The 20,369-nt window shown below is 70.6% G+C and carries 23 protein-coding genes and 1 riboswitch; of the genes, 14 read left to right on the top strand and 9 right to left on the bottom strand.

Annotated elements, in window-relative coordinates; translation table 11 throughout:
• Positions 1-90 precede the first annotated feature (90 nt).
• Positions 91-777: a response regulator transcription factor gene (locus JHN45_RS19270; protein ID WP_200716065.1), complete on the top strand. Its 687-nt coding sequence runs from the start codon at positions 91-93 to the stop codon at positions 775-777.
• Positions 774-2,228, top strand: coding sequence for a cell wall metabolism sensor histidine kinase WalK (locus JHN45_RS19265; protein ID WP_200716064.1), 1,455 nt, complete (start codon positions 774-776; stop codon positions 2,226-2,228). The genes JHN45_RS19270 and JHN45_RS19265 overlap by 4 nt, the downstream gene beginning before the upstream one ends.
• Before the next feature lie 13 nt (positions 2,229-2,241).
• On the opposite strand, the gene JHN45_RS19260 is transcribed toward JHN45_RS19265, so the two are convergent.
• On the bottom strand, positions 2,242-2,649 hold the full coding sequence (locus JHN45_RS19260; RefSeq protein WP_201049817.1) for an ATP-binding protein: 408 nt from the start codon (positions 2,647-2,649) through the stop codon (positions 2,242-2,244).
• Between the two features lie 95 nt (positions 2,650-2,744).
• The gene (locus JHN45_RS19255) at positions 2,745-4,301 is read right to left on the bottom strand and encodes an ABC transporter substrate-binding protein (RefSeq protein ID WP_200716062.1); all 1,557 of its coding nucleotides are present in this window, start codon (positions 4,299-4,301) and stop codon (positions 2,745-2,747) included.
• Between the two features lie 309 nt (positions 4,302-4,610).
• Between JHN45_RS19255 and JHN45_RS19250 the strand changes: the two genes are divergently transcribed.
• The 5 genes from JHN45_RS19250 (at position 4,611) to JHN45_RS19230 (ending at position 7,087) form a co-directional block, all read left to right on the top strand.
• On the top strand, positions 4,611-5,219 hold the full coding sequence (locus JHN45_RS19250) for a DinB family protein (protein ID WP_200716061.1): 609 nt from the start codon (positions 4,611-4,613) through the stop codon (positions 5,217-5,219).
• Positions 5,220-5,250: 31 nt separating this feature from the next.
• Positions 5,251-5,814, top strand: a complete 564-nt coding sequence (locus JHN45_RS19245; RefSeq protein ID WP_200716060.1) for a dihydrofolate reductase family protein — start codon at positions 5,251-5,253, stop codon at positions 5,812-5,814.
• A 132-nt stretch (positions 5,815-5,946) separates the two neighbouring features.
• A complete protein-coding gene (locus JHN45_RS19240; RefSeq protein ID WP_200716059.1) occupies positions 5,947-6,318 on the top strand; it encodes a hypothetical protein in 372 nt (123 codons plus the stop codon).
• Positions 6,319-6,387: 69 nt separating this feature from the next.
• Positions 6,388-6,828, top strand: a complete 441-nt coding sequence (locus JHN45_RS19235) for a hypothetical protein (RefSeq protein WP_201049816.1) — start codon at positions 6,388-6,390, stop codon at positions 6,826-6,828.
• 40 nt (positions 6,829-6,868) lie between these two features.
• On the top strand, positions 6,869-7,087 hold the full coding sequence (locus JHN45_RS19230; protein ID WP_201049815.1) for a hypothetical protein: 219 nt from the start codon (positions 6,869-6,871) through the stop codon (positions 7,085-7,087).
• A 19-nt stretch (positions 7,088-7,106) separates the two neighbouring features.
• Here JHN45_RS19230 and JHN45_RS19225 read toward each other — a convergent pair whose 3' ends face one another.
• Together JHN45_RS19225 and JHN45_RS19220 are read right to left on the bottom strand one after the other, a co-directional pair.
• Positions 7,107-8,333: a metallophosphoesterase gene (locus JHN45_RS19225; RefSeq protein WP_201049814.1), complete on the bottom strand. Its 1,227-nt coding sequence runs from the start codon at positions 8,331-8,333 to the stop codon at positions 7,107-7,109.
• Positions 8,334-8,337: 4 nt separating this feature from the next.
• Positions 8,338-8,577: an SCO4848 family membrane protein gene (locus tag JHN45_RS19220; protein ID WP_200715631.1), complete on the bottom strand. Its 240-nt coding sequence runs from the start codon at positions 8,575-8,577 to the stop codon at positions 8,338-8,340.
• 91 nt (positions 8,578-8,668) lie between these two features.
• On the opposite strand from JHN45_RS19220, the gene JHN45_RS19215 reads away from it, so the two are divergent.
• Positions 8,669-9,997 carry a D-alanyl-D-alanine carboxypeptidase family protein gene (locus JHN45_RS19215; protein ID WP_374195627.1) on the top strand — a complete coding sequence of 443 codons (1,329 nt, stop codon included), beginning with the start codon at positions 8,669-8,671 and terminating at the stop codon, positions 9,995-9,997.
• Here JHN45_RS19215 and JHN45_RS19210 read toward each other — a convergent pair.
• Positions 9,945-10,895, bottom strand: a complete 951-nt coding sequence (locus JHN45_RS19210; RefSeq protein ID WP_201049812.1) for a YihY/virulence factor BrkB family protein — start codon at positions 10,893-10,895, stop codon at positions 9,945-9,947. The two genes, JHN45_RS19215 and JHN45_RS19210, sit on opposite strands and share 53 nt — an antisense overlap.
• A 160-nt stretch (positions 10,896-11,055) precedes the next feature.
• Between JHN45_RS19210 and JHN45_RS19205 the strand changes: the two genes are divergently transcribed.
• Positions 11,056-11,799 carry a decaprenylphospho-beta-D-erythro-pentofuranosid-2-ulose 2-reductase gene (locus JHN45_RS19205; RefSeq protein ID WP_201049811.1) on the top strand — a complete coding sequence of 248 codons (744 nt, stop codon included), beginning with the start codon at positions 11,056-11,058 and terminating at the stop codon, positions 11,797-11,799.
• Positions 11,800-11,808: 9 nt separating this feature from the next.
• Here JHN45_RS19205 and JHN45_RS19200 read toward each other — a convergent pair whose 3' ends face one another.
• Both JHN45_RS19200 and trpS read right to left on the bottom strand, forming a co-directional pair.
• Positions 11,809-12,387 carry a 2'-5' RNA ligase family protein gene (locus JHN45_RS19200; RefSeq protein WP_200715627.1) on the bottom strand — a complete coding sequence of 193 codons (579 nt, stop codon included), beginning with the start codon at positions 12,385-12,387 and terminating at the stop codon, positions 11,809-11,811.
• 163 nt (positions 12,388-12,550) lie between these two features.
• Positions 12,551-13,564, bottom strand: coding sequence for a tryptophan--tRNA ligase (gene trpS, locus JHN45_RS19195; protein WP_200715626.1), 1,014 nt, complete (start codon positions 13,562-13,564; stop codon positions 12,551-12,553).
• Positions 13,565-13,750: 186 nt separating this feature from the next.
• On the opposite strand from trpS, the gene JHN45_RS19190 reads away from it, so the two are divergent.
• The 4 genes from JHN45_RS19190 to JHN45_RS19175 all read left to right on the top strand — a co-directional run bounded on the left by JHN45_RS19190 (position 13,751) and on the right by JHN45_RS19175 (position 16,803).
• A complete protein-coding gene (locus JHN45_RS19190; RefSeq protein ID WP_307783133.1) occupies positions 13,751-14,311 on the top strand; it encodes an RNA polymerase sigma factor in 561 nt (186 codons plus the stop codon).
• Positions 14,304-15,212 (top strand): hypothetical protein, encoded by a 909-nt coding sequence (locus tag JHN45_RS19185; RefSeq protein ID WP_201049810.1) that lies wholly within the window; start codon positions 14,304-14,306, stop codon positions 15,210-15,212. Before JHN45_RS19190 ends, JHN45_RS19185 begins: the two co-directional genes overlap by 8 nt.
• A 183-nt stretch (positions 15,213-15,395) precedes the next feature.
• The gene (locus JHN45_RS19180) at positions 15,396-16,088 is read left to right on the top strand and encodes a hypothetical protein (RefSeq protein ID WP_201049809.1); all 693 of its coding nucleotides are present in this window, start codon (positions 15,396-15,398) and stop codon (positions 16,086-16,088) included.
• Between the two features lie 10 nt (positions 16,089-16,098).
• On the top strand, positions 16,099-16,803 hold the full coding sequence (locus tag JHN45_RS19175) for a hypothetical protein (RefSeq protein ID WP_374195626.1): 705 nt from the start codon (positions 16,099-16,101) through the stop codon (positions 16,801-16,803).
• A 45-nt stretch (positions 16,804-16,848) separates the two neighbouring features.
• Here JHN45_RS19175 and JHN45_RS19170 read toward each other — a convergent pair whose 3' ends face one another.
• Positions 16,849-18,303, bottom strand: a complete 1,455-nt coding sequence (locus tag JHN45_RS19170) for a glycine hydroxymethyltransferase (protein WP_200715622.1) — start codon at positions 18,301-18,303, stop codon at positions 16,849-16,851.
• 31 nt (positions 18,304-18,334) lie between these two features.
• A riboswitch (ZMP/ZTP riboswitch) is annotated at positions 18,335-18,424 on the bottom strand.
• 123 nt (positions 18,425-18,547) lie between these two features.
• Here JHN45_RS19170 and JHN45_RS19165 point away from each other — a divergent pair.
• Positions 18,548-19,405 (top strand): hypothetical protein, encoded by an 858-nt coding sequence (locus JHN45_RS19165; protein ID WP_201049830.1) that lies wholly within the window; start codon positions 18,548-18,550, stop codon positions 19,403-19,405.
• 56 nt (positions 19,406-19,461) lie between these two features.
• On the opposite strand, the gene JHN45_RS19160 is transcribed toward JHN45_RS19165, so the two are convergent.
• Positions 19,462-20,369, bottom strand: a 908-nt coding sequence (locus JHN45_RS19160; RefSeq protein ID WP_374195625.1) for a PLP-dependent aminotransferase family protein, incomplete at its 5' end; no start/stop codon positions are given.

Genomic DNA, 20,369 nt, shown 5'->3' with positions numbered 1-20,369 from the left:
CGCGCGCGTGGACACGTCCTGGCCATGACTCTCAAGGAACTCCAAAGACCGGACGGCCCCGATGTCAGTGGTGCCGCCGATACTGGGGGCATGACGGCTCCAGGAACCGTGCTGGTGGTGGAGGACGAACCGAGCATCGCGGACGTCCTCGCCATCGCGCTGCGCTACCACCGCTTCGAGGTCATGACCGCGGGCACCGTCCGCGAGGCGCTCGCGCTGGCCGAGCGCACCCGCCCCGACTGCGCGCTGCTCGACGTGATGCTCCCGGACGGCGACGGTCGCGCACTGGGTCAGGAGCTGCGCGCCCGCAGGCCCGACCTGGCGCTCGTCTTCCTCACCGCGCGGGACGCGCCGGCCGAGATCGTCGGCGCCCTCGGCTTCGGCGACGACTACATCACCAAGCCCTTCGACATCGACGTGGTCGTCGCCCGCATCACCGCCGTCCTGCGCCGCACCCGCCCCGCCGACGTCCTCCCCCAGCGCCCGCCGCTGCGCTACGGCGACCTGGAGCTGGACGAGACGACGTACTCGGTGCACCGCGCGGACCGCTCGGTCGAGCTGACCCCCACCGAGTACGCCCTGCTGCGCTTCCTGGTGCGCAACGGCGGCCGGATCGTGCCCAAGGAGCAACTGCTGCGCCATGTCTGGCAGTACGAGCACACCCCGCCCGAGTCGACCGTCGTCGAGACCTACATCAGCTATCTGCGGCGCAAGCTGGACACCCTGGGAGCGCCGGTGATCACCACCCGGCGGGGCGTCGGATACGGGCTCGCATGAAGGTCCGGCTGCCGAACTGCGAGCGCGGCGCCCACTCGCTGCGCGCCAAGCTGACCCTGGCCAACCTCGCGCTGCTCTCCCTCGGCATCGTCATGGCCACCGCCGTCAGCCTGATGGGCATGCGGCACTACCTGGTCGCCCAGGTCGACGCGGAGCTCACCAAGTCCCGTGACTCGCTGAGCAGTTCGCAGCTCACCATGCGGCAGATCAACGTACTGAGCTCACTGGCCGGCATCGGCGACCGGCTGGTGCCCCAGCAGCAGCCCGGCTCCCCGAAGCCGGACACGGTGTTCGCGGCGGTCGACCGCCGGGGCAAGGTGCTCACCATCGCCGGATACGCCCCGACCGCCGCACAGCGGGCCCTCGCCGACGCCTTCCACGACCCGGCCAAGCTCACCAAGGACCGCACACCGCGCGACATCTCACTGCGCGGCGACTCCTACCGGGCCACCGGGACCCAGCTCACCGACGGCACCTACATCCTGATCGCCGCCTCCACCGGCGGCCTCCACCACGGCATGGCCAAGGCCCTCAAGCTCGACCTCACCTTCGGCACCCTGCTGCTGGTCCTGCTCGCCACGCTCACCATGGTCAGCGTGCGGCGGCGGCTGCGGCCCCTGGAGGACATGGTGGAGACCTCCACGGCGATCGCCGAGGGCGACCTGACCCGGCGCGTGCCCTCCAGCCACCATCCGACCCAGGAGGTCGAGCAGCTGCGCCTCGCCCTCAACTCCATGCTCCACCAGGTGGAGTCGGCGTACCGCACGCGCGAGCGCACGGCGGCCCAGCTCCGCCGCTTCGTCGCCGACGCCTCGCACGAACTGCGCACCCCGCTGTCGGCGATACGCGGCTATCTCCAGCTCTACGACAAGGGCATGCTGACCGAGCCCGACGAGCGCAGACGCGCCTGGGACCGGATGAACGCGGAGGCCGACCGCATGGGCCGCCTCGTCGACGAACTCCTCACCCTGGCCCGCCTGGACCAGCGGCCCGAACTGCGTTTCCGCAACGTCGACCTGAGCCGCCTGGTGCGCGACGCCGCCGAGGATCTGCGGGTGCAGCAGCCGGAGCGGCCGGTCACGGTCGGCGCCGACGGCTCCCTGCTGGTGCGCGCCGACGAGTCGGGCCTGCGCCAGATACTCGGCAACCTGGTGACCAACGTCCGCACCCACACCCCCGCCGACGTGCCCGTCCGGCTCGGCCTGGAGCGCGAGGACGGGGTCGTACGGCTGTGTGTCGCGGACGAGGGCCCGGGGCTGAAGGAGGACGACGCGGCCCGGATGTTCGACCGCTTCTTCCGGGCGGGCGGCGGTGCGGGCAGCGGACTGGGGCTGGCGATCGTGCAGGGCGTCGTCCAGGCGCACGGCGGGGACGTGGCGGTACGGACGGCGCCCGGCGAGGGCCTCGCGGTGACGGTGACCCTGCCGACGCGGGCGCCGGTGCCGTCGTAGAACACGGGGCATGTCAGGGAGTGTCGTCTGCCTGCACGAGGGCCCACACCGTCTTGCCGTGCGCGCCGCGGCTCCACACGCCCCAGGCCGCCGCGATGCCCTCCACGAGGTGCAGGCCGCGGCCGGCCTCCGCCGCGTCCGTCACGACCCGCAGCCGGGGCTCGACGCGGCCCTCGTCCGACACCTCGATGAGGCAGGAGCCGTCCGCGAGGGCCGTCACCGCGACCTCGAACTCCCGCTCAAGGAGCGGCCCGTGGCGTACGACGTTGGTGGCCAGCTCGGACACCAGCAGCACCGCGTCCAGGAGCGCCGGATCGTCACCGGCGTGCCCCCAGTCGGCCAGATGGTCCCGGACCCGGCGCCTGGCGAGCCCCACCGAGGCCGGATGCCGGGGCAGCCGGAAGGAGTTGCGTCTGACCACGTCGGCTCCTCACCCCGCGCACACCTCCGTCACATGGTGCTGCGTGCGGGGGCCGCCCGGTGTCACTCGGGCGGAGCCCGGCCGGACGGGTGGGCTCAGATCCAGTCCAGCGCCCACAGGCGGAACACGCCGGTGCCGTCCGTGAGGTAGGAGATGCCGCCGACGTCCTCGCTGCTCACGACGTAGTCCTTGCGCTGCCACAGCGGGATCAGCGGCACGTCCTCGGCGACGTCCGTCTGGACGTCGCGGAAGTCGTCGTCGACGCGGCTGCGGTCGGCGAACTTCTGGCTGTTGAGGATGAGTTGGTCGACGAGCTTGTTGCTGTAGCCGGTGTTCATGGTGGAGCCGGTGCCGACGAGCGCGGAGCCGAAGGTGTCCGGGTCGGGGTAGTCCGCGGCCCAGCCGACCGCCCACGCGTCCAGTTTTCCGGTGGCCCAGCGCTTCTGGAAGTCGGTCCACTCGTAGCCCTTGACGTCCACCTTGAACAGGCCGCTCGCCTCCAGCTGCTTCTTCAGCTCGGCGGCCTCCTCGGCACCGGAACCGTGCCCGATGCCGTAGCCGTAGGTGAAGCGCACCGGGACGGAGACACCCGCCTCTTCGAGGAGATCCTTCGCCTTGCTGACGCTCTCGGAGGGGTACGCGTCGAAGAAGGACGTCGTGTGGCCGACGAGGCCGGCCGGGATCAGCGAGTACAGCGGGTCGACCGTGCCGTCGTACACCGTGGCGGCCAGCTCGTCGCGGTTGATCAGCCAGGCCATGGCCCGCCGGACGAGAACGTCGTGCAGGGGCGTGCCCTTACGGGTGTTGAGGTACAGGTTGCGGGTCTCGGAGCTGTCGGCCTCCGACACCCGCTGGTTCGGGTCGCTGGCGGAGAGCCCGGAGAGCATCTTCGGCGGCAGCTGCCGGGTGGCGACCTGGACCTGCTTCGCCTTGTACGCCTTCTGCAGCGCGTCCGAGTCGGCGTAGTACCGCAGCTCGATCGGGCTCCCGGTGCTCTTGACCGCGCCCTTGTAGTGGCTGTTGGGCTTCAGGACGGCCTTCTTGTCCTTCGTATACGACGACAGGGTGTACGGCCCGGTGCCGTCGGCCTGGAACCCGTTGCGCGGGGCGTCCTTCGGGTACTTGGTGCTGTCGACGATCGCACCGGCGCCGGTGGCCACCTTGAACGGGAACGTGGCGTCCGGCGACGACAGATGGAAGGTGACGGTCATGCCGGAGGCGTCGACCGAACCGAGCGTCGAGAGCAGGGGTGCCGGACCCACATCCGAGTTGATCTTCTTGACCCGGTCGAAGGAGTACTTCACGTCCGCGGCGGTCATCGTGCGCCCGCTCGGGAAGGTGAGCCCGCCGCGCACCACACAGCGGTACGTCGTCAGCCCGCCGCCCACGAAGCCGCAGCTCTTGGCCGCGTCCGGCACGGGCGACGTACCGCCCGAGTCGAATGTCATCAGCGACTGGTAGACGTTGTTGTACAACGCCCAGGAACCCGCGTCGTACGCGGCGGCCGGGTCGAGCGAGGTGACGGCGTCCGTCGTCCCCACCGTGATCGTCTTGTTCTTGTTCCCGTCCGACGGCAGCAACTGCCAGCCGCCGACTCCCACGGCCGCCAGAACAAGCAGTGTCGCGAGAATCCGTATGCGAACCGACCGCATCGGTGTGCCCTCCCCAGGACCCTCCCGGGTCCGTGCGCATATGCCACTCCCCTAGTGGCGCGGATCACCTAACCACAGGAGTTTCGTCCGGGGGAAGAGAGTTCTGCCGAGATGAGAAAGAACTTACCGACGAGTGTTAATCGCCCGTTTCACAGACGGCTCCCAGCCATGCGCCGGGAGGCCCCTCACCGGCAACTCAGCCTGTTTCGACGCCAGTTCGACGATTCCTTCCCGAAGCAGGGCCGGTCCCGGGGTGGTCGCCGTCCGCGACCTTGAGAACGCGAACAGCCCATGGCAGGCTCATGCCGCATGATCGATGGATTCGCGAAGGAAACCCTGCACGGGAGACTGCGGCGGGACCGCGAGGCGCTGCTCTGGAAGCTCGACGGCTTGTCCGAATACGACGCCCGACGGCCTCTGACGGCGACCGGGACCAACCTCCTCGGCCTGGTCAAACACGTGGCCACCGTCGAGGCCAGATACTTCGGCGAGGTCTTCGACCGCCCTTCCCCGGAACCGCTGCCCCGGTGGCAGGACCACGACGGCTCCGACCTGTGGGCGGCCGAGGACGAGACCCGCGATCAGATCATCGCGTTCTACCGGCGCACATGGGACCACTCGGACGCGACGATCGACGAGCTTCCCCTCGACGCCCCCGGCCACGTGCCGTGGTGGCCGGAGCCCTATGCCGACACGAACCTGTTCGCCGTCATGGTCCACGTCCTCGGCGAGTCCAACCGGCACACCGGGCACGCCGACATCCTGCGCGAAGGCCTCGACGGCCGGACCGGGATGCGCCCCGAACACGAACAGCCGATCGACGAGACGGCCCGCGCGGCCTACCGCGCCAAGATCGAACAGACCGCCAGGTCGTCTCCCGGCACACCGATGAGTTTCCCGCGCCGCCCCGGTCTGTAAGCGTGAGACCGATTCACGGAAGGCCGGCGCCATGCGGAAACTGATCTACGGCATGAACCTCACCCTGGACGGCTACATCGCCGCGCCCCGCGACGACATCGGCTGGAGCGTGCCCAGCGACGAGCTGTTCCAGTTCTGGTCCGACCAGCTGCGGGCGACCGACCTGTCGTTCTACGGGCGCAGGCTGTGGCAGACGATGAGCTCCCATTGGCCCACCGCCGACCGGCAGCCGGACGCCACCCCGGCGGAGATCGAGTTCGCGCGGAGCTGGCGGGACATGTCGAAGGTGGTGTTCTCCTCGACGATCGACAAGGTCGACTGGAACACCCGCCTGGTCACCGGCGACGCGGTCGCCGAGATCACCCGCCTCAAGGCCGAGGACGGCGGCCCGATGGACATCGGCGGCGCGACGCTCGCCGGGGCGGCCATGCGGGCCGGGCTGATCGACGAGTACGTACTGGCCACCGCACCGGTCCTGGCGGGCGGCGGCACACCGTTCTTCACCGCGCTGGACAACTGGGTGAACCTGAACCTGGTGGAGACACGGACACTTCCCGGCGGCGTGATCCTGACCAGGTACGAGACGAGGCGCTGAGCGCCCGCCCGGGGGGCACGTCAACCAGGCCTGTTTCGAGGCCGGTTCAACTCCGACGACCTGGGCGGGGCCCTGTCGTACCCGTGGGTTACCCTCACCGCTCCTGCACTTTGCACTTACATGGGGGGAACCATGCGCAGCTTTGCCATGCCTGCGATCGCCGCCGTTGCCGTCTTCGCGCTTGCGGGCTGTGGGGGCAGCGACGACAAGGCGGACAGCAAGCCGTCCACAGCACCCGGCTCCGCATCGTCCACACCTGCCGCGCCGGCCGTCCCGTCGCCCGACGAGGCTCAGGCGGAGGCGCTGACAACCGTGTTGGACACGCTGAAGCCCGGACTCGGCAGTGACGACAAGGACTTGAGCAACGCCCGGAACGTGTGCCTCGACCTCAAGCAGGGCAAGGACGACGCGACGGCGGCAAAGAACGCCGCTGCCCGCTACGGCACCGATGAGGTGACGGCCGCCGGGATCGTGGCCGCCGTGAAGGCTTCCTTCTGTTCGTAGCCGCTGTCCGTGGCGAGTTCACGGATCTCAGCCACTTGGGAACCTCAGCAGTCGACGGTGGGGTGGGCCATGGGAACGATCGAGGGGCTCTGGAAGGCCGGGGAGATGCCGCTCCGCGACGGGCTGTACCGGCCTGACGACACTGCCTTGAAGTTGCATGTCGACGGTCCGGGGGCGTACCACCCGGATGCCGGGCAGCCGATTCCCTTCCGTGTCGGAGGACCGTTCGATGTGGCCCAGGCCCTTGAGGAGCACACCATCGACGGGGTCGACACCTGCTTCGAGAGCCCGCTGCCGGACGGATCGGGATGGATGTCCGGCGGGGGCGGCGGGATGGGCAACATCGGCTACCTCGCCCGTCTCGACGCCGACTCCTCGTTGCGGTGGCTCGCCGTCATGTTCCGTTCCAACCCGTTCGTCGGCGTGCGCTACGAGGGCATGCGCGCCGCCTTCACCAACGACTGGGGGAACCTGCTGATCCTCGACCTCACGACCCCTGCTCTTGGCTGAACCACCCAGGCCCACGACGGCAGGCCGATAGGCTCGGAGCATGACCACCGAGCGGCCGTCGGAACGCGTTCCTACGGTGGGTGCGCCCCTCAGCAGCAACGAGATCACCACATCCGAGTGCCGAGAGTGCGGAGCCGAAGTCTCCGGCCTGAACGGGCGCTACGCCTGCGGTCTGTGCGGGTGGGTCAACCACTGGGCCGAGGGAGACGGCGAACTTCCCACAGCCCAGGACGACCCGGATTGGCCCGGTCACCGCTGAAGCGGCCCGGCCACACCGACTAGGCCTGTTTCGACGCCAGTTCGACGACCGTGATGTCCGACGGCGCCCCCACCCGGGTCGGCGGTCCCCACGCGCCCGCGCCCCGGCTGACGTACAACTCGGTGTCCCCGTAACGCTCCAGCCCCGCGACCGTCGGATTGGCCGCCGCCGCGATGAAGTTGCCGGGCCACAACTGCCCGCCGTGCGTGTGCCCGGAGAGCTGGAGATCGACGCCGTGCTTCACGGCCTCGTGGATCTGCACCGGCTGGTGCGCGAGCAGCACGCACGCGCGCGCGGTGTCGCGATCGCCCAACGCCCTACCGAAGTCGGGGCCCTGACCCTCGCTCTCGCCCTGGAGGTCGTTGACCCCGGCGAGGTCGAAGCCGGGGAGTTCGGTACGGGCGTTCTCCAGGGTGTGGATGCCGAGCCTGCGGACCTCTTCCAGCCACTGTTCGGCGCCGGAGAAGTACTCGTGGTTGCCCGTGACGAAGAACGACCCGTGCCGCGCCCGCAGTTGGGCCAGCGGAGCCGCCGCAGGCCCCAGGTTCTTGACGCTGCCGTCCACCAGGTCGCCCACGACCGCGATCAGATCGGGCTGCGTCGAGTTGATCGTGTCGACGACCTTCTGCGCGAACCCCCGCCCCAGAACCGGCCCCAGGTGGATGTCACTGACGACCGCGATCCGGAACCCGTGCGCGGACCGCGGCAGCTTGGCCAACGGCACGGTCACCCGCTTCACACTCGGCCCGCGCAGCACACCGTAGGTGCCGTATCCGACGGTCCCCACGGCAGCGGCAGCGGCGGCGCCCCCGACCACCCGGGAGACGAAGAGCCGACGGGAGGGAGCGGGGGACTGCGGCTCTTCGGAGGTCTCTTCGGAGGCTGCGGATTCGGTCTCTTCTACGACCGTCCCGGCCCGCCCCCGCCGTTCGACGAACCGCCGCAGCAGCGGTCGTAGAACCTCTCCCGCGAGGACGGCCAGCAGCAGGTAGATCGCCAGGGCCATCCACAGGAAGCCGGGCCAGCCCAGGACGCGCTGGAGCCAGAAGGGGGCGCCGCCGCGCTCGGCGGCCAGGGCCGCGATCATCAGGACCGGGCCGGCGATCAGTACGGCCGTGCCGGTGACGCGGGCCGGGCCCCACGCGCGCGTGGTGTCGCGGACCAGGCGGCGCCAGACGTACCAGTGCGCCCCGCCGAGGACGGCGACCGCGACCAGGGCGACGAGAGCGATGACGAGGATGGCCACTTCTCTATGACGTCTCGCGCAGTGCGCGCAGTCCACGCAACCCGAGGCCCCCGATGACCGTCCCCAATACGAAGGACACGACGGCCAGGGTCAGATGGATCCAGAAGTACGCCGTCGGGCGGCCGTCGTCGAAGGCCAGTCCGCTGCCGTCCGCGACGAGATTCTTGACGAAAGTGATCCAGATGATCCAGCTCCACACCCCGAAGGCGAGCAGGAACCAGGAGACGGGGCGGCTGAGCTTCATGAGTCCAGTATCGCCGTCGTCCTCCGGGGCCGGTGGCCGGGGTGGGGCCGGTGACGGGACTTCGGGTCCCCGGGCATGTACGTTCACGTGCGTGCCCGCTCCACAGCAGACCATCAGGCGATCCCTGCTGGTGCTTTCCGCCGCCCTGTCGTCCCTCGCGCTCACCGCGCCGCTCGCCCTCGCGGCTCCGAGTCCGACCCCGACGCCGAGTACCACGCCGAGTGCCACCACAAGTGCCACGGCGAGTCCTACGGCCACTCCCCCGGCGAACATGTCGTCGGTGGGCGGCGCCCGGCTCGCGCAGCCGGGGACGCAGGTCAATCTGACGTCCGGTGTGCCGGTCGTACCGAAAGACCTCACCGCGCGGTCGTGGATCGTGTCCGACGCCGAGACCGGTGATGTGCTGGCCGCGCACAACGCGCACTGGCGGCTGCCTCCGGCGAGCACCCTGAAGATGCTGTTCGCGGACACCGTGCTGCCGAAGTTCCCGAAGACGACCGAGCACAAGGTGGTCGCGTCCGACCTGGCGGGCATGGGCGCCGGTTCCAGCCTGGTCGGGATAAAGGAGGGCGAGAGCTATACGGTCCACGACCTGTGGCTCGGGGTCTTCCTGCGCTCCGGCAACGACGCCGTGCACGTCCTGTCCCACATGAACGGCGGCGTCGACCAGACCGTCGCCGACATGAACGCGCACGCCCAGGATCTCCAGGCGCTGGACACGCGCGTGGTGACGCCGGACGGCTACGACGAGCCGGGGCAGGTCTCGTCGGCGTACGACCTGACGCTGATCGCGCGTTCCGGGCTGCAGAAGAAGGACTTCCGGGAGTACTGCTCGACGGTGAGCGCGAAGTTCCCGGGCGAGACGACGAAGAAGAAGGGCAAGTCGGTCCGCGGGACCTTCGAGATCCAGAACACCAACCGGCTGCTGAGCGGCGACTCGGACGTCTCGGTGTACCCGGGCATCGCCGGGGTCAAGAACGGCAACACCACCAACGCGGGCGCCACCTTCACCGGGGTCGCCGAACGCGGCGGCAAGGTGCTGCTGGTGACGGTCATGAACCCGGAGAAGGACGAGCACAACGAGGTCTACAAGGAGGCCGCGAAGATCCTCGACTGGGGCTTCCAGGCGGCCGGCAAGGTGCAGCCGGTGGGTGAGCTGGTCGCGCCGAAGAACGCGGCGCAGGCGAGCGCCCAGCCGGGTGCGACGGCCAGCGGGGAGGCGGGCGGCGACACGGCGGGCACGAAGCCGACCGCGTCCTCCACGGCCTCCGTGTCGACCGCCGACGAGGACGGTTCGGGCGGGGTCGGGATCGCGCTGGCGATCGTCGGCGGGCTGCTGGTGCTGCTGGCCGGCGGGGTCTTCCTGGTCAACCGGCGGTGGCCGCTGCCGGATCTGGTCCGTCGTCGCCCGCGTCCCTGACCTTGGGGTCCTCGGTGTCGTCGGCCGGGTCGTAGTCGTCGTCCTCGTCCGGTCTGCTCGGGGTCGCCGTCCAGGCCGCGCAGAACAGGACGAGTTTCGAGGTGAAGTTCATCCACAGCAGCAGCGCCACGGGGACGCCGAACGCGCCGTACATGCTCTTCGCGGCCACGCCCTGGATGTAGCCGCTGAGCAGCAGCTTCAGCAGTTCGAAGCCGACCGCGCCGATCAGCGCGGCCACGAAGAGGCGGCGGCGCTGGGGTTCGACGCCGGGCAGCAGGGTCAGGACGTAGAGCAGGAGCAGGAAGTCGGCGAGTACGGCGACGGCGAACGCGGCGATCCGCAGCAGGATCCCGCCCCAGCCGCCCTGGGCGATGCCCAGTTGGTCGTTGATCCAGTCGACCAGTGCGGAGGCGACGGTGGAGACGGCGATCGTCGCGAGGACGGCGCCGCCCAGGCCGATCAGCACCCCGGTGTCGATGAGTTTGCGCAGCAGCGGGTTCTCGTCGCGGTCGGGCAGCTCCCACACCGCGCGCAGGCACTCCCGCATCGAGCCGACCCAGCCGATGCCGGTGAACAGCAGGACGGCACCGGCGATGAGGCCGACGGTGCCCGCGTTGTCCACCAGGGAGCCGATGTTGAGCTGGTCGGAGATGCCGGGGACCTGCTCGGCGATCTTGTCCTGGAGTTCGTGCTGCTGGTCGGTGCTCAGGGTGGCGGCGGCGATCGCGGCGGCCACGGTCAGCAGCGGGAACAGCGCGATGAAGCTGATGAACGTCATGGCGGCGGAGAGCTGCGACCACTTCACCCGGTCGAGGCGCTCGTACGACCGCCACGCGTGCGTGACCGTCAGGCGCGCCACCAGCGGCCCGATGAAGGGGAGCTTCTTCAGCCAGTCCATGATCCGATTCTGCCCCCGTCCACTGACACCGATGTGCGGGTACCCCACAAACACGCGCGCGTGGCGCCCCATTGAACGGCATCCGATTAATCGCCCATTTCAGGGAGGGCGCCGATGCCACACGACCAATCACCCATAAGTGGGCGATACGGTCACGGGCATGCGTCCTCCACAGTCCCTCCTCGTCCTCGGCGGTACGTCCCGGATCGCACTGGCCACCGCCCGCAGACTCATCGCCCGCCGCACCCGCACGGTGTGGCTCGCGGGCCGCCCCTCGCCCGCCCTGGAGAGTGCCGCCACGGAACTGCGCTCCCTGGGGGCCGACGTCCGCACCGTCGCCTTCGACGCGCTCGACCCCGACTCCCACGAGACCGTGCTCGGCAAGGTCTTCGCGGAGGGCGACATCGACATGGTGCTGCTCGCCTTCGGCACCCTCGGCGACCAGGCCCGCGACGAGCGCGATCCGGCCGCCGCGGTACGGGTCGCGCGCACCAACTACACCGGCGCCGTCTCGTCCGGCCTGATCAGCGCCCGGGCCCTGCAGGCCCAGGGCCACGGCTCCCTGGTGGTGCTCTCCTCGGTGGCCGGCGAACGGGCCCGCCGCACGAACTTCATCTACGGCTCCAGCAAGGCCGGCCTCGACACCTTCGCGCAGGGCCTGGGCGACGCGCTGCACGGCACGGGCGTGCACGTCATGGTCGTACGACCCGGTCTCGTCCGCTCACGGACCATGGCCGACCCGAGGGCCGCCTCACTCACGACCACCCCGGAAGCGGTCGCCACAGCCATCGAACTCGGCCTGCGCAGAGGCTCGGAGACGGTGTGGGTGCCGGGGACGCTGCGCGTGGTGACCTCGGTGCTACGGCACCTGCCGCGGGGGCTGTTCAGACGGCTGGCCGTCTGACGACCGTGCTCAGTGGCTGGGGATCGTTCCACGATCCGTGCGGGCCGCCTGGGGTGGTACGACGGCGCCGCCGAAGGTGAACTCGCGGAGTTTGCGCCAGACGTCGTCGGCGCCCTGCTCGTAGAGCGCGAAGCCGGTACAGGGCCACTCCGCGCGGTAGTCGGCGAGCGCTTCGTAGGCGCGGTCCATCGACTCGTCGTCGATGCCGTGCGCCACGGTGACGTGCGGGTGGTACGGGAAGTGCAGCTCGCGCGCCATCGGGCCGGAGGCGGCACGGATCTGCTGCTGCAGCCAGGTACAGGCGGAGCCGCCCTCGACCACCTGGACGTAGACGACCGGCGAGAGCGGCCGGAAGGTACCGGTGCCGGACAGCCGCATCGGGAAGGGGCGCCCGGCGGCGGCGACCGAGACGAGATGGTTCTCGACCTCGGAGAGCTGTGAGGCGTCCACCTCGGTGGGCGGCAACAGCGTGACGTGCGTGGGGATGCCGTGCGCAGCGGCGTCGCCGAAGCCCGCGCGCCGCTCCTGGAGCAGGCTGCCGTGAGGCTCCGGGACCGCGATCGACACACCGATCGTTACGGTCCCCACGTCGTCTCCTGTCGTCCTGATCGGTGTCCTGTTGGTGAGCGCGGACAGCCGTGTGTGCGGCGGCCCGGCTATCGACTGTACGGCCACGGCCGAGTTGTGGGCAGGCGCAACCGTAGTGATGTGCAGCGCTCTGCCCAGTGGTACTGCGGTGCGGTCGTACGCCTCAGTGCTTCGCGGGCAGGAAGCCCACCCGGTCGTACGCCTGGGCGAGGGTCTCGGCCGCCACGGCCCGCGCCTTCTCCGCGCCCTTGGCCAGGATCGCGTCGAGCGTCTCCGGGTCGTCCAGATACTGCTGGGTGCGCTCCCGGAACGGCGTCACGAACTCGACCATGACCTCGGCGAGATCGGTCTTGAGCGCGCCGTACATCTTGCCCTCGTACTCCTTCTCCAGCTCGGCGATCGACTTGCCCGTGAGGGTCGACTGGATGGTGAGGAGGTTGGAGACGCCCGGCTTGTTCTCGGCGTCGTAGCGGATCACGGTCTCCGTGTCGGTGACCGCGCTCTTGACCTTCTTCGCGGTCGCCTTCGGGTCGTCGAGGAGGTTGATGAGGCCCTTCGGGGTGGACGCCGACTTGCTCATCTTGATCGACGGGTCCTGAAGGTCGTAGATCTTCGCCGTCTCCTTGAGGATGTACGGCTTCGGGATCGTGAAGGTCTCGCCGAAGCGGCCGTTGAAGCGCTCGGCGAGGTCGCGGGTGAGCTCGACGTGCTGGCGCTGGTCCTCGCCGACCGGGACCTCGTTCGCCTGGTAGAGCAGGATGTCGGCGACCTGGAGGATCGGGTACGTGAACAGGCCGACGGACGCGCGGTCCGAGCCCTGCTTGGCGGACTTGTCCTTGAACTGGGTCATACGCGCGGCCTCGCCGAAGCCGGTCAGGCAGTTCATGACCCAGGCGAGCTGGGCGTGCTCGGGGACATGGCTCTGGACGAAGAGCGTGCACCGGTCCGGGTCAAGGCCTGCGGCCAGCAGCTGGGCCGTGGCCAGCCGGGTGTTGGCGCGCAGGTCCGCCGGGTCCTGCGGGACCGTGATCGCGTGCAGGTCCACGACCATGTAGAACGCGTCGTGGGACTCCTGGAGGGCCACCCACTGGCGCACGGCGCCGAGGTAGTTGCCGAGGTGGAACGAGCCTGCGGTGGGCTGGATTCCGGAGAGCACGCGAGGACTGTCAGAGGCCATGTTCACCATTCTCTCAGGTCCCGGGACCCGGTCAGGAACCGGCCGGAACCGGGTGGGGAGCGAGGTCGGAACCCGATCGGAACCCGGTCGGAACAGATGCGGCACGAGTGGGAACCGATCCGCGTCCGGCGGTGTACCAGATATGTGAAGACGCGGGAGGGGGGCCGCATCGTCGATGAGGTCGCGGTGATCGCACGCGTACGCGCCGGAGAACCGGAGGCGTACGCGGAGCTGGTGCGGGCCCACACGGGCATCGCGCTCAGGGCGGCCGCGGCACTCGGGGCGGGTGCGGACGCGGAGGACGTGGTGCAGCAGGCCTTCGTCAAGGCGTACTGCGCGCTGGGCAGGTTCCGGGAGGACTCGGCGTTCAAGCCGTGGCTGTTGTCGATCGTCGCCAACGAGACGAGGAACACGGTGCGTACGGCGGCACGCCAGCGCACGCTCGCCGGCCGGGAGGCAGCGTTCGCCGAGGCCGAGCCGCTGATACCGGAATCGGCGGATCCGGCGGTCGCCACGCTGGAGACGGAGCGCCGCGCGGCCCTGTTGTCCGCCCTGGAGCAGCTGAGCGAGGAGCACCGCCTGGTCGTGACCTACCGCTATCTCCTGGAGATGGACGAGCCGGAGACCGCCCAGGCCCTGGGCTGGCCTCGCGGGACGGTGAAGTCCCGGCTGAGCCGCGCGCTGAGGAAACTCGGGCGGCTGCTGCCGGATTTCCAGCCTCGGGAAGGGGGTGACGAGTGTGAGTGACGGACGGGAGTCCTACGACGGCGAGGGCACCGGCGCCCCGTCCAGGTTGCCGGAGGAGCTGCGGGCGCTGGGGCGTTCGCTGGACGCGCGGAGCGGTGGTGAGGGCGGGGCCGCCGGGGCCGAGACGATGGTCGAGCGGGTGCTGGCGCAGATACTGGCCGAGCAGATCCCGGTCCCCGTCCAGGAGGCCGGGCCGAGCGGGGTCCGGGCACGGCTGCGCGCTGTGCGGCACTGGGCGCGGCTGCGCCGGCGCGCGCTGACGGCGGCCCTGTGCGGTCTGCTGACGGTGCTCGTGCTCACACCTCCGGTGCGGGCGGCGGTCTTCGACTGGTTCGGCTTCGGCGGGGTCGAGGTGCGGTACAACCCGTCCGCGGTGCCCTCGGCCGGTGCCGTGGTGCCCGGGTGCGGCCGGTCGGTGACCTTGGCGCAGGCCCGGCGGCAGGCGGGGTTCGAGCCGCTGGTGCCGGACGCGCTGGGTGTTCCGGACGCGGTGACGGTGACCGGCGAACCGCGTGGGCGCTTTCTGGTCAGCCTGTGCTGGCGGGAGGACGGGCACACGGTCCGGGTCGACGAGTATCCGGCGCGGCTGGACATCGGCTTCGCCAAGACGGTGAGCCGACCGCCTGAGTGGCTGTCGCTGGACGCGTCTGTCTCGCCGGACGGCGTACAGGACCCGGCGCTGTGGTTCGCGCGGCCGCATCTGCTGAGTTTCTGGCTGGTGGACGGGGACGGGGACCGCTATACGCGGGCGGAGCGGACGGCCGGCCCGACACTGCTGTGGACGCACACGGCCGCCGGAGTTCCCGGTGGTGATCTGACGTTCCGTCTGGAGGGGGTGGCGTCGAAGCAGCGGGCTGTGGAGATCGCCAAGTCGCTCGACCGCCACGAGTCGGACGAATAGGCCGGGTGGAGTGGGAACCCCGGCGGGTCGGGCGGTGTACCAGAAGTGACAGGCGGCTCGCGGGCGGGCCGTACGGGGATCGGCCGGTTGGGGGTTCGGATGTCCGGAGGCGGAAGTGCGCTCAGGACGAGCGGGAGTGCGGTCAGGATTCGTGAACTGGCGGCTCTGGGCGGGGCGTTGACGATGACGTTGTCTCTCATGGTGTGGGGTGCGTCGGAGGCGGCGGCGGGCGGGCCGACCAGCGTGCTCGTCACCTCGCCGGCCGGCGGACAGGCCGCGGCGCTGTACTACTCGGACGAACAGTACGGAAAGCTCCAGCAGTTGCTCGGTCCGGAGGGCAAGGGCACCCGCGACAAGCCGCCCGAGGCCGATCTGACCCACGCCCGCCAGATCAATGTCACATGGCTGGCGCACGACATATCGCCGTGGCGGATCGACCGGGTCTTTCCGGTCGACTCCCGCCCACAGGCGGTGTGGATCCACACGGCGGCCGACATGCCGGAGAACACGAATCTCAACGGCTATTGGCATCGCGCCGAGCATCCGGACCAACTGCGCGCCCTCTTGCGGAAGTTGGGAGTGACGGGCACGGGCACCGGAGCCGACGGCTACTCGGGCATCTTCCCGGCACCGTGGCAGCCGACCGAGTCCGCTCCGGCCATCGCCGCACCTGACACCGACGCGGAGACCAGCACGGTGCGGGTCACCGTGGGAGACAAGGACGACGACGGCACCGACTGGTGGTGGGCGATACCAGGTGCGGCGGCCGGAGCGGTACTGACCCTCGTTCTGCGGCCGTTCGCCGCGCGGCTGCCGCTGAACCGGTGGCGGAAGGGGCGGGAGCCCGGGCCCAGGCAGGAGTTGCGGGACGTGTGAGGGGTGCGGGATGGGACTCGGAAGGTTGCGGGGCGCGTGGCTGGCCGGGGCGTCGGTGGTGATGGCCCTCGCCGGAGCGGCTCAGGTCCAGGCTGTCGGGATGGATCAGGTGCGGGTTCAGGATCCGCGCCGGGACATCCCGGATCTGGCGCTGGTCGTGGCGGGTGACACGGGCCGGACGGAGGCGTGGCACTCCGGGGAGCCGTCGTTCGCGCGCCTGTGGACGTTGTTACAGCCGACGTACACGGGGACGGAGCGGGTGTCGCAGGAATGGGAGGCGGGCCGGTATCCGGCGGTGCGGATCACCGTGGTGTGGGGGCTGACCGGGGTCGGGGGCTGGCCTCGGACGAGTCGGGCTCCGGGTGGTGATGTGGCGGTGGAGCGTGAGGACCAGTTGTTCGTGGCCGCGGACGGCACACCGTGGGTGCGGACCGATCCGGCGCCGGAGGTGACGGACGACGACATCCGATGGCATCGGGTGCCGCGCCAGGTCTTCACACGGATGGAGCGGGCGGGGCTGCTCGGTACGGCAGCCGGCGAAGGCACGGCGGCCGGGGAGGAGCCGGAATCCTCGGGGTCGGCCTGGTCTGCCTGGTGGGCGGCGGCGGGGGTGGCCGCCGGAGTCGGCGGCACGCTGCTGATACGCCGCGCGGCGGCCCGGCGTGAGGCCGGACCGCCGCATGAGGAACCACGACAGGAACTCATCGATCTTTGAGAGTCGCCGATCTTTGACAACTCCACAGAGGACGCAGGTCGGCTGTCAGCCGAGGTCGATCTCCGGGTACAGGGGGAAGCCGGCCACCAGGTCCGTCGCCCTGCGGGAGATCTCGTCGGAGACCTTTGCGTCCAGGACGTGGGACGCCTTGCTCGGGGCTCCCGACTTCGTCGTGCCCGGCTCGGTGGTGGTGAGGACCCGGTCGATCAGGGACGCGACCTCGTCCATCTCCGCCGTGCCCAGGCCGCGGGTGGTGAGGGCGGGGGTGCCGATGCGGATGCCGGAGGTGTACCAGGCGCCGTTGGGGTCGGCGGGGATGGCGTTGCGGTTGGTGACGATGCCGGAGTCCAGGAGGGCCGTCTCGGCCTGCCGGCCGGTGAGACCGTACGACGTCTCCACGTCGATCAGGTTGAGGTGGTTGTCGGTGCCGCCGGTGACGAGGGTGGCGCCCCGGCGCATCAGGCCGTCCGCCAGCGCACGGGAGTTGTCGACGATGCGCTGGGCGTAGTCCTGGAAGGAGGGCTGCCGGGCCTCGGCGAGGGCGACGGCCTTGGCCGCCATGACGTGCGGGAGCGGGCCGCCGAGGACCATCGGGCAGCCGCGGTCGACCTGGTCCTTGAGGGAGTCGTCGCACAGGACCATGCCGCCGCGCGGGCCACGCAGCGACTTGTGGGTGGTGGTGGTCACGATCTGGGCGTGCGGGACCGGGTCGAAGTCGCCGGTCAGCACCTTGCCCGCCACCAGGCCCGCGAAGTGCGCCATGTCGACCATGAGGGTCGCGCCGACCTCGTCGGCGATCTCGCGCATGATGCGGAAGTTCACCAGACGGGGGTAGGCGGAGTAGCCGGCCACGATGATCAGCGGCTTGAAGTCGCGGGCCGACGCGCGCAGGGCCTCGTAGTCGATGAGGCCGGTCGCCGGGTCGGTGCCGTAGGAGCGCTGGTCGAACATCTTGCCGGAGATGTTGGGACGGAAGCCGTGGGTGAGGTGGCCGCCGGCGTCCAGGGACATGCCCAGCATGCGCTGGTTGCCGAAGGCCTGGCGCAGCTCGGCCCAGTCGGCGTCGGAGAGGTCGTTGACCTGGCGGACGCCCGCCTTCGCGAGGGCGGGGACCTCGACGCGGTCGGCGAGGACCGACCAGAAGGCGACGAGGTTGGCGTCGATGCCGGAGTGCGGCTGGACGTAGGCGTGACGGGCGCCGAAGAGTTCGCGCGCGTGCTCGGCGGCGAGGGACTCGACGGTGTCGACGTTGCGACAGCCGGCGTAGAAGCGGCGGCCGATGGTGCCCTCGGCGTACTTGTCGCTGAACCAGTTGCCCATCGCGAGCAGGGTCGCCGGGGAGGCGTAGTTCTCGGAGGCGATCAGCTTGAGCATCTCGCGCTGGTCGGCGACTTCCTGGCCGATGGCGTCGGCGACGCGCGGCTCGACGGCACGGATCACGTCGAGGGCGGCGCGATAGGCCGTGGACTCGTTCGAAAGGGGCGCGGAATTGTCGGGCATGGGGACCTCCGGACGTGGCGTTCGGCGTTCACGGTACGGCCCAGGCGCACGGCACACATTGCAGCTCGGGCCGCTCCCCGATGGTCGGTCCCATCCCAGCGCGCCAGTCACGGCCCGCCGGTCAGCCTACCGGGCGGGCCGGACGGGACGGCTCGTGCGTCCAGCATCTGGAGTTCGGTGAGAGTCCCTCCGCGGGGGTCCTTGGCGATCTCCCCTCCCCTAGAGTCCCTTTGTGCTCTTTGGAATGGTGTGCGCGCTCGGCGCGGCGATCTGCTTCGGTACGGCGACGGTCCTGCAGGCGGTCGCCACGCGGGCGGCGACGACGGGTGGGGGCGGGGACGCGGCGCTGCTGCTGCGGGCGCTGCGGCAGTGGCGGTACATGGCGGGGCTCGGGCTGGACGGGCTGGGGTTCGTGTTCCAGATCGCGGCGCTGCGGTCACTGCCCATCTACGCGGTCGGGGCGGCCCTGGCGTCGAGCCTCGCGGTGACGGCGGTGGTGGCCGCGCGGCTGCTGAAGGTGCGGCTCAGCGGGATGGAGTGGGCGGCCGTCGGTGTGGTCTGCGCGGGACTCGCGATGCTCGGGCTGGCGTCCGGGGCGGAGGGCGACCGGGCCGGTTCCACGGCTCTGAAGTGGGCGATGTTGGGGACGGCCGGTGCGGTGCTGCTGCTCGGGTTGGTCGGTGGGCGACTGCCGGAGCGGGGGCGGGCGTTGACGCTGGGTCTGGGCGCCGGGTTCGGGTTCGGGGTCGTCGAGGTGGCGGTCCGGCTGATCGACTCGCTCTCGCCGTCGACGCTGTTCGGCAATCCGGCGACGTACGCGCTGCTGGTGGGTGGGGGCGCGGCGTTCCTGTTGCTGACGACGGCTCTGCAGCGGGGGTCGGTGACGACAGCCACGGCGGGGTTGGTGATCGGGGAGACGATCGGGCCGGCGGCGGTGGGGGTGGTGTGGCTCGGTGACCGTACGCGGGAGGGGCTGGAGTGGCTGGCCGTGTTGGGGTTTCTGGTGGCGGTGGTGGGGGCCTTGGCGTTGGCACGGTTCGGCGAGGCGCCGGCCTCTGCCTCCGACGGTGAGGCGGTTGATCGTGCGGGTGAGTCGGGGTGACCGTCCCTGGGGAATTGGGGTGACCGTCCCCGGGTGCCGCGCCCCTCACGGCACCCTCACGGCAGCACCCTGCACAGCGCCTCCACCGCTCCCGCCCACGCGTGGTCCGACGGGGTGCCGTAGCCCACCACCAGGGCGTCCAAGGGGTCGACCTGGGCCTGGTCGTGGCGGTAGGAGGAGAGGGGGTGGAGGGCCAGGCCCTGCCAGGCGGCGGCCTGGACCACGGACTGTTCGGTGCCGGGCGGGAGGCTGAGCACGGCGTGGAAACCGGCCGCGATGCCGGTGACATGGACGTCGGGGGCGTGCCGGGCGAGGGCCTCGACGAGGTTGTCGCGGCGACGGCGGTAGCGCAGACGGGCGGCGCGGACGTGGCGGTCGTGGGCGCCGGAGGTGATGAACTCGGCGAGGGTCAGCTGGTCCAGGACCCCGCAGGTGTCGACGGCGCCCTTCGCCTTCGACACCTCCTCCGCGAGTGACGGCGGCAGGATCAGCCAGGCCAGGCGGAGGCCGGGGGCGAGGGACTTGCTGGCGGTGCCGAGGTAGACGACGTGGTCGGGGTCGAGGCCCTGGAGGGCGCCGATCGGCTGGCGGTCGTGGCGGAGCGGGAGACCCATGGGGAACTGGTGGGCGGGGGTGACCAGGACGGCCGGTTCGTCCGTCAACTGCTCCGGGTTGGTGCCCCGTTCGTCGAAGGGAAGCGGGCGGGTGCGCAGACCGGCCCCGTCGAGGAGCTGCCAGTGCGCGGGCAGGCCGTAGGACTCCACCGCGATCGTGTGGGCGCCGCGGGCCCGTAGTGCCGTGCCGATCAGCCGCAGGCCGTTGGAGATGCCCGCGCTGATCACGATGTGCTCGGGGTCGGCGCGGACGCCGCGGGCTCGGGTCCGCCCCGTACCAGGCCCTCGGCTACGGCGACCCCCGCGGCCGCATCGAAGTGCGCACCGCCCTCGCCGCCTACCTCGCCCGA

The organism is Streptomyces sp. MBT53, from assembly GCF_016654115.1.
GTDB lineage: Bacteria > Actinomycetota > Actinomycetes > Streptomycetales > Streptomycetaceae > Streptomyces.
Note: the sequence above shows the minus strand (reverse complement) of the source record. Positions and strands in the feature narration are given on the sequence as shown.